This is a genomic window from Roseateles sp. P5_E4 (assembly GCF_054049255.1).
Genome location: NZ_JBFUMS010000014.1, coordinates 162,486 through 174,749 on the forward strand (window position 1 = coordinate 162,486; position 12,264 = coordinate 174,749).

Sequence of the window (12,264 nt, forward strand, 5' to 3'; positions counted from 1 at the left end):
CGCTGCCCCCCGAGGGGGCGCTTTTCATCTTGGGACGGCCCGGCGATGAAAAAGATCACCCTGCGCGCCGGCAAGGAGCGCTCGCTGCTGAAGCGCCACCCCTGGGTGTTCGAGAGCTCCATCGCGCGCGGCGGCGCCGACGCTGGCGAGACCGTGCGCGTCGAGTCGGCCGACGGCGCCTTCCTGTGCTGGGCGGCCTTCAGCCCGCAGTCGCAGATCCGCCTGCGCGCCTGGAGCTTCGACGAGGCCGAGCGCATCGATGCGGCCTTTTTCAAGCGGCGCATCGAGCAGGCTGTGGCGATGCGGGCACGGCTGGCCATCGCCTCCGACGCCTGGCGCCTGGTGCATGGCGAGGCCGATGGCCTGCCTGGCCTCGTTGTGGATCGCTACGGCGACACGCTGGTGGCCCAGTTCGGCAGCACCGGCGTCGAGCGCTGGAAGGCCGTCATTGCCGACGCGCTGCTGGCAGCGACCGGCCTGACACGCCTCTATGAGCGCTCCGACGCCCAGGCCCGCGAGTGGGAGGGCCTGCCCGTGCAGACGGGATGGCTCCGTGGCGATGGCGAAACGGCGCTGACCATCCGCGAGCACGACTGGCGGTTGACGCTGGATGTGGCCGAAGGCCACAAGACCGGCTACTACCTCGACCAGCGCGACAGCCGCCGCCGCTTTGCCGACGCGGTGAGGCAATACGGCTGCAAGAGCGTGCTGAACTGCTTCAGCTACACGGGCGGCTTTTCGGTCGCGGCGCTGGCCGGTGGGGCAAGCGAGGTGGTCAGCGTCGACTCCTCCGGCCCGGCGCTGGAACGCGCCAAGGCCCATGTCGAGCTGAACGGCTTCGACGCGAGCCGCCACCAGGCCTGGGATGCCGACGTCAACGCCACGCTGCGGCGCTGCCTGGCCGAAGGCCGGCGCTTCGACGCCATCGTGCTCGACCCGCCGAAGTTCGCGCCCACGGTTGCCCACGCCGAGCGTGCCGCGCGCGCCTACAAGGACATCAACCGCCTGGCCTTCATGCTGCTGAGTGAAGGCGGCCTGCTCTACACCTTCTCCTGCTCGGGCGGCATCTCGCCCGACCTCTTCCACAAGATCGTGGCCGGCGCCGGGCTGGACGCGGGCGTGGACGGCTACATCGTCGAACGCCTGTCGGCCGCGGCCGACCACCCGCAGACGGTGTGTTTCCCGGAAGGGGACTATCTGAAGGGCCTGGGGCTGCTGAAGCGCTGAGCTCGGGCAAAGAAAAAGCGGCCTCGCGAGGCCGCTTTGCGTTGAGCGCGCAGCTTCAGTCGCGCTTGCGGCGGCGCACCAGGCCGATGGCAGCCAGGCCGCCGATCAGCAGGGCGTACTGGCTCGGCTCCGGCACGGCGGTGGCCAGGTCCCAGCCGATGGCGTCGAAGGCCATCAGGTCGCTGGCCGTGGCGTCATACGACTGGCCAGTGCCAACGAAGGGCCGCATCAGCGTGAAGGCGCCGATGCCGAAATGGCTGGCCTGCTGACCGTTGCCGTGTTCGACACCGGTCGAGAAGGGCTGGATGGATGTCAGGCCACCGTCCACGGAGAAATAGGGCGAGCCGCCGAGGGTCACGTCCCGCTTGCCCGCTGCGGTGTAGCGGAACATGTCCAGCGGCGTGTACCACGGGTCGCTCTCGAACTCGCCCAGGACGCCAGACAAACCGCATTGCGCGGCATGGCTGACACAGCCGTCAATGGCATCCGCGCCCGACACGAAGCCGAGGGCGTGCCCGATCTCGTGCTCCGCCACGGTGATGAAGTCAATCTTGTCGCCCGGAACCTGGCCGTTGACCCGGGTGTAGGCGTAGCTGCTGGCAAAGGCATTGGCGAACGTGATGGTGGCGTCCAGAGCGCCGAGATTGGGCCCCAGATTCAGGCCGACCGCCTTCGCGTTCGCGGTGTTGATGACAAGCCTGGTGTTGTTCACCGAGCCATCGTTGTCGAAGCGGCTCGTCAGATCACCCTGCGTCGCCCAGAAACTGGCAGAGCTCGTCACCGGCAGGCTGGCCACGGCTGAGGCGTCGATGCCCGACTTGGCGTCGGTCGCCAGATGGCCGCGCAGATCGCCATAGCTGACCGATGTCTGCTCGGACCGGGTCGACCCCAGGATATTGGGCCCCAGGTCGCTGAACGCGATGTTGAAATAGACCGTGACGTTGTCATTGAGCTTGCCCGACCAGTAGTTGGCAGCCGTCTGGAAAGCCGATAGCTGCATGGCAGACATTGGTGTGGCGCCAATGTCGGTAAGCACGATGTTCATGGCCTGAGCGCAGGGGGCCAAGCCCGCAAGGCCCAAGGCCAGTGCGAACGTTGCAGGGCGAATAAACGTGCGGGGCGGCATGGTGGGCTCCGGTCTGGGGGCGGGTGCAGGATTCTCCGGGCTGCAGGCGCGACTTTTGCCCCTGGCTCGCGGGAACGCGCTGCCAAGTTAGGGGGATGGCAGCTGGATGCGCGTCTCGAACTTCGCCCGCTTCACGCTGAAGAAGGCCTTGATGTTGCGCACATTGGCATCCTGGGTCAGCAGCCGTTGGGTGAACGCCTGGTAGGCCGGCATATCGGCCAGCTGCAGGACGAGCACGAAGTCCGGCCCCGGCGACACCCGCCAGCACTGTTGCACGGCCGCCTCCTGCACCGCCCGCGCCTCGAAGGCATCCAGGTGCTCGGCGCCCTGGCGGTCCAGCGTGATCTCCACGATGGCTGACAGGCCGGCGCCGAGCTTGTCAGGCGACAGCAGGGCTACCTGGCGTTCGACGATGCCGGCCTCGACCAGGCGCTTGACGCGCCGCAAGCAAGTGGCAGGCGACACGGCGACGCGCGCGGCCAAGTCCTGGTTGCTCAGCGATGAATCCGTCTGCAGGGCCTCCAGCAGACGCAGGTCGATTGCGTCTAAATCAGTCATTTATGTTGAATATTTGAACGAATATTTCTCAACGGGGGGATCGGGAAATTTTCCTTCATTTTTTGAGAAATTTCGCACCCATTCGCCACGGCGGCCTGCCTACGATGCACGCATTCCTCAAACGGAGACCTCCATGTGCGGCATCGTCGGCGCGGTCAGTCAGCGCAACATCGTTCCCATCCTCGTTGAAGGCCTCAAGCGCCTCGAGTACCGCGGCTATGACTCGTGCGGTGTGGCCGTGCACCAGGACGGCGGCCTGAAGCGCGCCCGCAGCACGTCCCGCGTGGCCGAACTGCAGGCCGTGGCCGACCAGGACGGCATCTCCGCTGGCACCGGCATCGCCCACACGCGCTGGGCCACGCATGGCGCACCGGCCGTGCACAACGCCCACCCGCACTTTTCGCCCGGCCCCAACGCGGGCGTCGAGAGCACCGGCCGCATCGCGCTGGTCCACAACGGCATCATCGAGAACCACGACGAGTTGCGCGCCGAGCTGAAGTCGCGCGGCTATCAATTCACGAGCCAGACCGACACCGAGGTCATCGCCCACCTGATCGACCATCTCTACAGCGGCGACCTGCTCGACGCCGTGCAGCAGGCCCTGCCGCGGCTGAAGGGTGCCTATGCCGTGGCCGTGTTCTGCCGCGACGAGCCGCACCGCGTCGTGGCCGCCCGTGAAGGCTCGCCGCTGGTACTCGGCGTGGGCGAAAGCGAGAACTTCGTTGCTTCCGACGCGATGGCCCTGGCCGGTGTGACCGACCAGATCGTCTACCTGGAAGAGGGTGACGTCGTTGACCTGCAGCTCGGCCGCTACTGGCTCAGCCGGCTGGACAAGACAACGGGCCGCTATCAGTCAGTGGAGCGGGAGGTCAAGACCGTGCACGCCCACAGCGGCGCTGCCGAGTTGGGGCCGTATCGCCACTACATGCAGAAGGAAATCTTCGAGCAGCCCGTGGCCATCGCCAACACGCTGGACGCGGTGACCGGCATCAGCCCGGAGCTCTTCGGCGATGGTGCCTATGGCATCTTCAAGGAGGTCGACAACGTCCTCATCCTGGCCTGTGGCACCAGCTACTACTCGGGTTCCACGGCCAAGTATTGGCTGGAGAGCATCGCCAAGATCCCGACCAGCGTCGAGATCGCCAGCGAGTACCGCTACCGCAGCAGCGTGCCCAACCCGCGCACCCTGGTCGTCACCATCAGCCAGAGCGGCGAGACGGCCGACACCATCGCCGCACTGAAGCACGCCCGTTCCTTGGGCATGAAGCACACGCTGACCATCTGCAATGTGTCCACGAGCGCCATGGTGCGCGAATGCGAGCTGGCCTACATCACCCGTGCCGGCGCCGAGATCGGCGTGGCCTCCACCAAAGCCTTCACGACCCAGCTTGTCGGCCTCTTCCTGCTGACGCTGGCCCTGGCGCAGACGCGGGGCCACCTCAGCGAGGCAGACGAGGCCGAGCACCTGAAGGATCTGCGCCACCTGCCCGTCGCCGTGCAGGCCGTGCTGGCCCTGGAGCCGCAGGTCATCGCCTGGAGCGAGGAATTCGCGCGCAAGGAGAACGCGCTGTTCCTCGGCCGCGGCCTGCACTACCCAATCGCGCTGGAAGGTGCGCTCAAGCTCAAGGAAATCAGCTACATCCACGCCGAGGCCTACCCGGCCGGTGAACTGAAGCACGGCCCGCTGGCCCTGGTGACGGCCGAGATGCCGGTGGTGACGGTGGCGCCCAACGACGCGCTGCTGGAAAAGCTCAAGAGCAATATGCAGGAAGTCCGCGCCCGCGGCGGCCAGCTTTATGTCTTCGCCGACGGCGACACCGCCATCGAAAGCGAGGTCGGCCTGCACGTCATCCGCATGCCCGAGCATTACGGCGAACTCAGCCCCATCCTGCACGTCGTGCCGCTGCAGCTGCTGGCATATCACACGGCCTGCGCGCGGGGAACGGACGTCGACAAGCCACGTAACCTGGCAAAAAGTGTGACTGTCGAGTAGGCGCGCTGGTGCTGTTGACGCCACCAGTTGTGATGTTGTCGCCGACCGAACTTTGAGCCAGTGGCTCAGTTTTCCGTCGGCGACAACACTCGGCGCTCTCAATGCGTCGCTGCGGTCCCTTGTGCGCCGACACGTGGACCCCGCGGCGCCGATGGGTTTCCCCTAATTAGTTTGACGGCCGATCGAACTATGATGGCGGCACGGCATTGTCGCAATTATTTTCGCCGATTGATTCGGCGCCGAATCAAGCCCAATTAGGTGGTTTGGAGCGGAACCAGCAGCGTACAGCCGCCGGTTTCCGCCGCCAGCCGCGTCCAACGCACTCTTTTGTCAGGCGGACCAGCCCATGTTTGACCTCACCCCTAGCGCCCGGCTGGCCAACCCGCATGCCCTCGGAGGCGTCGTGCGCACACCAGGCGGTAGTTCTGCGGCTAGGACCGACCACGTGGAGGGCTGGCCCGAATTCACATCCCTGCCACCGATGGGCCGGACTGGATGGCCCCCAGCCATGGTGACCAAACTCGCCGAAAACTTCGCTGCAAGTTCTGCAGTTTGAGCGGCTGCCAGTTATTTCAGAAATAGGAGTTCACGGAGGCCATGTCATTTCATCATCGGAGCGTCGAGCCCCGTCGCTTGTACGAGCAGATCGCCGATCGGATCAGGGCGCTGATAGAAGCCGAGGGCCTGGTCGAAGGCGCACGGCTTCCCGGTGAGCGCGATCTGGCCTCGCTACTCGGCGTGTCGCGGCCCTCCCTCCGTGAAGCGCTGATCGCGCTGGAGATAGACGGGCGCATCGAGATTCGCGGCGGATCGGGCATCTACGTCTGCCCGTCTGGCCGTCGCAGCGAAACTTCTGCGCTGAGCTTGGGGGACAGCCCGGAGGAACTGCTGCAAGCGCGAGTTGTACTGGAGAGCGCGGTGGCCACGCTCGCCGCCGCTCGCGTCAGTACGTTAGGGCTGCATCGTGTCGAGGAGGCTCTTGAGGCGATGCGGGATGGGCTCGCCAGAGGATATAAGCCAGTCGAGGCTGACCGACGATTTCATCTCAGCATCGCCGAACAGGGCGGGAATTCCGTGCTGGTTGGAATGGTCGGTGCACTGTTCGACAGTCGGCATAGCCCGATTTCAGCGCAGATGAGTGTGCGCGTGGAAACGGAGCGCAGTTGGCGGTCTGCCCTGGACGAACATGAGGCGATCCTTCGGGCGCTCAAATCGCGCAATCCGCAAGCTGCGGCGGCGCAGATGTGCCATCACCTCCAGTCTTCCCATAGGCGCTGGATCGGCGAACCGACCGAGCCCTCCACCGAGGCGGCGCTCGCATGGGCGTGATCCCTGCTTCGGCGCCCAAAGAGGGTCGGTCGGGCTCGTGTGATTTCACGCCCCGAACGGGATGTTGGGCCTGCGTCGCCGATGGGTTTCCCCTAATTAGTTCGACGGTCGATCGAAATATGATGCTCGCGCGGCATTTGCCGCAATTATTTTCTCCGGTTGATTCGGCGTCGAATCAAGCGCGATTTGGTGGCTTTGGAGCGGAACCAGCCCCATACGGCCGGCGTCCTCTGCCGCCAGCCACGTCCAACGGACCAGCCCATGTTTGACCTCACCGTAAGCCCCCGGATGGCCGAACTGCGTGTCCTTGGAGGTGCCGTGCGCACCTCGGGCGGTGGTTCTGGGGCTAGGACCGGCCGTGTGAAGGGCTGCCTCGAATTCACATCCTCCGCCACCGTTCGGCTGGGGTGGATGAGACCCAACCACGGTGAACAAGCACGCCGATGGGGGGCTTTTTTACTCGGAAATAGTTCGTTCAACGCCCGAACCAAATGGCTTGGGTTCGGCGAGACGGGCCCGAGCTCAAAGGAGCGCTCTCGCTGCAAGTTCTGCAGTTGAGCAGCTACCAGTTATTTCAGAAAAGGAGACAGAACGTGACGAAAAAGTCGATTCCACACGCCAAGAAGTTGACCGCTGTAGCGGCATGCGCTTTTTTGGCCGCCTGCGGGGGCGGAGGGGGCGGAGATAGTGGTGGAGGGTCTGAGGGGCGCTTCCAGGCCATCAGCTTCAAATATCCGGGCGGCAACACCTTGTTGAACGGCCCGACCGCGTTGTCCGCAACAGCCACTTCCGGGTTGCCGGTCAGCTTCCGTACCGGCACGCCCACCACCTGCACGGTGGCGGACAAACAGGTGACCCTGGTGGCTGCAGGAGACTGCCTGGTCATCGCGAGCCAACCCGGCGGCGTTGGCTCGGACGGCACCGTATGGGCTGCTGCAGACGATACGAGCCAAGTGTTCGTCGTGTTGAAGCATGCACAACGCCCGCTGGTGCCGGTGGGCATCGTTCTGCGCGGAGCGGCTCCCGTCAACATCACGCTGCCAGACAAAACTGACGCTGGCATGCCGGCAACCTACACGGCGACGAAGACGCCCGAGGTTTGCACGGTCAGCGGCACGACGCTGAAAGTCCTGCAGCAAGGGTTCTGCACGCTTGGGGTGACGGCGGCGGAAAATGACTCATACACAGCCATGCCCGAGGGGCAGGCCTTCATTGAAATCGGCGCCTTGCCGCCCGCGGTGGTTCCGTTGGGCGGCGCGACTCAAACAGTCGTGCTGGGCACGGTCGATGCCAATGGCAACGCCCTGACGTACGCAAGCACCACGCCCACGGTTTGCACGGTGGCCGGCAATGAGCTTCGTCTGACCGCCAAGGGTAGCTGCGCGGTGACCCTGTCCAGCGCAGCGGGCACTTCTGAGAAGCTTCAGGTGCTCGCCGACCCGCTGTTGGTGTCTAGTGGGTTTGCGCCAGGCAGCAGCGTCGGCTGGACGGAGTCCTACAGAACCTGGCAAGGCGGTCGTGTGTCCGTCAACCCCTGGAGCAGCACTCTGGCCGCGGGCTGGGAGCGGTGTAACGCCAATGCCGACGATGGCACAAGTGTGGAGAACTGGTGCTACAGCAAGGTCTCCGACGACGGGTTGTCTCTCGTTTCTTCACTGCACCTTCCCGAGAGCAGGTGGACCCCGGGTAACTGGAATTACGGCTTCAATCGCATCGACATCTTCTCGCCTTGGACCATCGGGTTCAAGACGGATGACGACACCCTCAACGGGCTGAAGGTGACCAACGAGAAGACGCTCAACTTCACCCTGGGCGTCAATGCCGAGCTCTTCGCGGCTGCGAAGCCCATCGTCGTGCACCTGGATCTGGGCAAGAGCAATAAAAACAATTGCAACGTCGCTCTGAGCACCTTGGTGTGGGTCCCGAAGGCGGGGATGGTCAGCTACGCCGTGCCTCTGGACAACTTTGCGGTCACTGAGTCGTGCGGCCTGCCGGACATCACCAAGGCTTCGCTGGACGACGATGTGCGCAAGCTGCCGAATCCGTATGACAGCACGGGCGCCCCCGTCAACGAAGCCGCGTTCAAGGCAGCCCTGGACAAGCTTGCGGCCTCGCGTGCCTCGGCTGCGACGCTGCTGAAGTCCTCCACCGTGGTGCGCACGCGCTTCTGGCTGATGGACATCAACTTGGACAACAAGACCGACGGCATCACTGCCTCCGACTTGACCCTCAAGGGCCTCATCTACTTCCAATAACCCAGTTCGCGCGCGGCGTCGTGTGCCGGTGGCCGGTCTCCCGTGTTGATCGGGCAAGTGCCACGGCATCCGATGCCGAGAAGGCGAAGCCGCCCACACGGGCGCGCTGCCGCCGACTCATCGAAGGAATACGGAGACACCATGAAAAAACAATTCCGCACCACGGCCATCCATCGCGGCATGGTCCACATGATGCTGCTGACCGTCGGCAGCGCCGCGCTGGCGCAGTCGGCGGCTGAAAAGCCGGCAAACCTGGAAACCGTCGTCGTCACCGGTCAGCGCGCAGCGCTGCAGTCGGCGCAGAAGATCAAGCAGAACGCCGAGGAAATCGTCGACTCGGTCGTCGCCGAAGAGGCCGGCAAGCTGCCGGACAAGTCGATCACCGAAGTGCTGCAGCGCGTCGTCGGCGTCGTCATCGACCGCAACAAGTCGCGCGGCGACCCGGAGCACTTCTCCGTCGAAGGCTCGGGCATCAGCGTGCGCGGCCTGAGCTGGGGCTCGTCGCTGCTGAATGGCCGCGAGTCATTCTCTGCCGGGTGGCCGGGCCGCGAGCTGAGCTGGGGCGACATCCCGCCTGAGCTGATGGCCGGCGTGGACGTCTACAAGAACCCCTCCAGCGAAATCATCGAAGGCGGCGTCAGCGGCACGGTGAACCTGCGCACGGCCTTGCCCTTTGACTACAAGGTGACCAAGGCCTACATGTCGGCGGGCAACAACTACGTGCAGCGCTCAGGCAAGAATTCGCCCAGCCTGTCGGGGCTGTACACCACGCAGTGGAATACGGACATCGGCCGTGTGGGCGTGCTGCTGGATGTGTCCTACAACCACACCAGCTTCCAGAACGAGAGCCTCCAACTGGACGCCTACTACCCCCGTACCGACCTGATCGAGGGCAAGGTGGCGTGGGCGCCGAAATCGGCCTCGTTCCGCAACAACACCGGCGACAACGAACGCGCCGGCTTCTACGGCGCGCTGCAGTGGAAGAAGGACGGCATGGACTCGTCGCTGACTTATTTCGTGTCGGGCACACGGGAGACGGGCAGCGAGCAGGGCTTCTACACCGGTATCGAGAACGCGTACAAGTCGAAGATCGACCCCGCGACAGCGAAGTACGACGCCAACAATGTGCTGCTCTCGGGCAAGTACACCTATCCGACCGGGCCCGGGGCGAACGACTTCGAGGCTGGCGGCCTGGGCTTGCAGATCACGCGCGGCTGGAACCAGACCACCTCGAAGACCGGTGAACTGGCGTGGAACTTCAAGTGGGCCGTCAACGACAACTGGCTGCTGCAGAACGACGTCCAGTGGGTTCACGCGAAGAACGATTCGGTCGGCCGCAACCTGCAGTTGGGCACTTTCGCGCCAAGCATGGGCATCGACGTGTCAGGAAAGGGCCCGTTGCGCCTCGAGTTCGACCAGGCCGCCACGGATTTCCTGGCCGATCCGAAACACTATTACTGGAACCTGATCATGCCGAGCGCCAGCAAGGCCGACGGCGACTTGTACGCATGGAAGGCAGACGCGCGATACCGTTTCGAGGACAACCCCATCCTGCGTGACATCCGTGTCGGCGTGAGAGCCACCTACCGCGTGGCGCGCCGCTACGAACCCACGGGCAATGGGTGGAGTTCCATTGCCGAACCCTGGGACGTCAAGCAGAACGTCGTACCCGGTCAATATCCCCCAGACAACGGCCAGGGGGGCCGGCGCCCAAGCTTCGCGTACCTGAAAGATGCGAAGTACCAAACCGTCCCGGTCGAAGTGTTCAACTTCGGTAGCTTCTACGGGGGCAAGGCGGGCTCGCTGCCGAACATCGTCATGCCGACGGTCAGTGCGGTGCGCGACTATCCGAACACCTACGGCAAGTTGCTCAACGACTATCGCTACCAGCAATGCCTAGACGCCAAGGCGCAGTACCCGGGCGTCGAGTGCGACTTGAAGAAGGACTACCAGAACTTCAAGGCGTTGGTTTACGACAATAACCCGGAAAAGACCAGCACGCACAGCGAACAGACCGACGCCGTCTACGCCACGCTGCGCTTCGGCTTCGACGACTTGAAGTTCCCGATCGAAGGCAACGCCGGCGTGCGCGTCGTAATGACCCACGACGTCTCGCACGGCTACACGGTTTTCGATCACAAATACGACTCGAATACGCCGCCGCATCTGCCGCACTTCGACAATATCAACCAGCCTATCGACGTACAGAACGAGTTCGTCAAGGTGCTGCCGTCGCTCAATCTGAAGATGAACTTCACCGACAGGTTGCAGGCTCGCCTGGCGATGGCCCAGAGCATGAACCGACCCGGCTTCAACCAGCTGGGCGAGTACATCAAGCTGTTTCAGAACTACGACGAGCAGAAAGGGACGCTCACCTACACCGGTGAGAACACCGGCAACGTCAAGCTCAAGCCGATCACGGCCAACAGCTATGACCTGGCGCTGGAGTGGTACCCGCGTGACGGCCAGTCCATCACGGGCACGGTGTTCTATAAGGACGTCAAGAACGTCATCATGAACAGCGTCTACAGCCGCGCCTACAACACCAACTCCGGCACTCCGCAGCTCTTCTCGATCACCGGGCCGGACAACGTGGGCAAGGCCAAGGTTGGCGGCATGGAGGTTGCCGCCATGACCTACCTGGACAAGCTCGGGTTCCTGGACGGCGTGCTGCCAGACTGGGCCAAGGGCATCGGCGTGTCGGCCAACTACACCTACATCGACGCCAAGCAAAGCCTGTACAAGCAGATCTACAACCCCTACTGCGATGCAGGCAGGGCGACGTCGAATGGCACCCTGCATTTGTTCGGCTGTGACACCAACGGCCTGCCGTTCAGGGATCTGCCGCTGCCCTACATGGCCAAGAACGCCTACAACTTCGTCCTGATGTATGACCATGGTCCGCTGTCGGCGCGGCTGGCCTACAACTGGCACAGCCGCATCCTGCAGGCGGCGGATGCCAACGGCACGCGCGGCGACGACGCGACGAGCGCGGACCCGTCGCGCCCAGGCGCCCGGGATGTGGGCTGGGGCCTGCCGGTCTGGCAGGAGGCATTCGGCCAGTGGGACGCCGGCATGAACTACAGGTTCAGCGACGCGCTCAGCATGTCGCTCAACGTGACGAACCTGAACAACGTCATCGTTCGCCAGACGCAGCAGCAGCACATCGGTGTGATGGGACGCGCGTGGTTCTACCCCGGCCGCAGCTACTCGATGAGCGCACGTTACGAGTTCTGACGCGGTCCCTGACGCGGCGTCACTGCATGCCGCCCGGACGGGCTGTCCGGGCGGCATGCCCACTCGTGTGGATCGGCGCCGCGCATGGCCAGAGATGGCAATGATTGACGTCGGCGCAGGTCGTTCAAGGCGCCCAAGAACTTCGCAGGGTTTCTATGACGCAGAAAGTTGATCGCATCGTCGTCGTGGGCGGCGGCAGCGCCGGCTGGATGCTGGCCGCGGCGCTGGTCACGGGGCTGAAGGGCCGCGCCACCGTCGAGGTGGTCGAGTCCGAGGAGATCGGCATCGTCGGCGTCGGTGAAGCCACCTTCCCGTCCATCCGCAACTACAACCAGCTGATCGGCATCGACGAGCGCGATTTCCTGCGCGCCACCAACGGCACCTACAAGCTCGGCATCCGCTTTTGCGACTGGCTGGACGTGGGCAAGGACTACTTCCACACCTTCGGCCACTTCGGCAACCTGTTCGGTTCGCAGACGCTGTGGGGCCAACACCGCCGCATGGGGCTGACCGAGCCGCTGGGCGTGCAGTGCGTGCCG

8 protein-coding genes are annotated in these 12,264 nt (G+C 64.3%); 6 read left to right on the plus strand and 2 right to left on the minus strand.

Features of this window, described 5'->3' with window-relative positions; all coding sequences use genetic code 11:
* Positions 1 to 45 precede the first annotated feature (45 nt).
* Complete coding sequence (locus ACXJLH_RS24590; protein ID WP_457446888.1) at positions 46 to 1,227, plus strand: class I SAM-dependent rRNA methyltransferase; 1,182 nt, start codon at positions 46 to 48, stop codon at positions 1,225 to 1,227.
* A 55-nt stretch (positions 1,228 to 1,282) separates the two neighbouring features.
* On the opposite strand, the gene ACXJLH_RS24595 is transcribed toward ACXJLH_RS24590, so the two are convergent.
* Both ACXJLH_RS24595 and ACXJLH_RS24600 read right to left on the minus strand, forming a co-directional pair.
* Complete coding sequence (locus tag ACXJLH_RS24595) at positions 1,283 to 2,227, minus strand: NF038122 family metalloprotease (RefSeq protein WP_457446890.1); 945 nt, start codon at positions 2,225 to 2,227, stop codon at positions 1,283 to 1,285.
* 213 nt (positions 2,228 to 2,440) lie between these two features.
* Positions 2,441 to 2,911: an Lrp/AsnC family transcriptional regulator gene (locus ACXJLH_RS24600; protein ID WP_457446891.1), complete on the minus strand. Its 471-nt coding sequence runs from the start codon at positions 2,909 to 2,911 to the stop codon at positions 2,441 to 2,443.
* Between the two features lie 133 nt (positions 2,912 to 3,044).
* Between ACXJLH_RS24600 and glmS the strand changes: the two genes are divergently transcribed.
* From glmS to ACXJLH_RS24625, 5 genes are all read left to right on the plus strand, one after another.
* Positions 3,045 to 4,904, plus strand: coding sequence for a glutamine--fructose-6-phosphate transaminase (isomerizing) (gene glmS, locus ACXJLH_RS24605; protein ID WP_457446893.1), 1,860 nt, complete (start codon positions 3,045 to 3,047; stop codon positions 4,902 to 4,904).
* Between the two features lie 633 nt (positions 4,905 to 5,537).
* Positions 5,538 to 6,233 carry a FadR/GntR family transcriptional regulator gene (locus ACXJLH_RS24610; RefSeq protein WP_327082895.1) on the plus strand — a complete coding sequence of 232 codons (696 nt, stop codon included), beginning with the start codon at positions 5,538 to 5,540 and terminating at the stop codon, positions 6,231 to 6,233.
* A 554-nt stretch (positions 6,234 to 6,787) separates the two neighbouring features.
* The gene (locus ACXJLH_RS24615) at positions 6,788 to 8,488 is read left to right on the plus strand and encodes a hypothetical protein (RefSeq protein WP_457394282.1); all 1,701 of its coding nucleotides are present in this window, start codon (positions 6,788 to 6,790) and stop codon (positions 8,486 to 8,488) included.
* A 141-nt stretch (positions 8,489 to 8,629) separates the two neighbouring features.
* Positions 8,630 to 11,725: a TonB-dependent receptor gene (locus tag ACXJLH_RS24620; protein WP_457446895.1), complete on the plus strand. Its 3,096-nt coding sequence runs from the start codon at positions 8,630 to 8,632 to the stop codon at positions 11,723 to 11,725.
* A 155-nt stretch (positions 11,726 to 11,880) separates the two neighbouring features.
* A partial coding sequence (locus ACXJLH_RS24625) for a tryptophan 7-halogenase (protein ID WP_457446896.1) occupies positions 11,881 to 12,264 on the plus strand: 384 nt, incomplete at its 3' end.

What these genes read in the sequence shown, in the direction of transcription:
- ACXJLH_RS24590 (WP_457446888.1), top strand. Translation starts at nt 46, where the DNA reads ATGAAAAAGATCACCCTGCGCGCCGGCAAGGAGCGCTCGCTGCTGAAG.
- ACXJLH_RS24595 (WP_457446890.1), bottom strand. Translation starts at nt 2,227, where the DNA reads ATGCAGCTATCGGCTTTCCAGACGGCTGCCAACTACTGGTCGGGCAAG.
- ACXJLH_RS24600 (WP_457446891.1), bottom strand. Translation starts at nt 2,911, where the DNA reads ATGACTGATTTAGACGCAATCGACCTGCGTCTGCTGGAGGCCCTGCAG.
- glmS (WP_457446893.1), top strand. Translation starts at nt 3,045, where the DNA reads ATGTGCGGCATCGTCGGCGCGGTCAGTCAGCGCAACATCGTTCCCATC.
- ACXJLH_RS24620 (WP_457446895.1), top strand. Translation starts at nt 8,630, where the DNA reads ATGAAAAAACAATTCCGCACCACGGCCATCCATCGCGGCATGGTCCAC.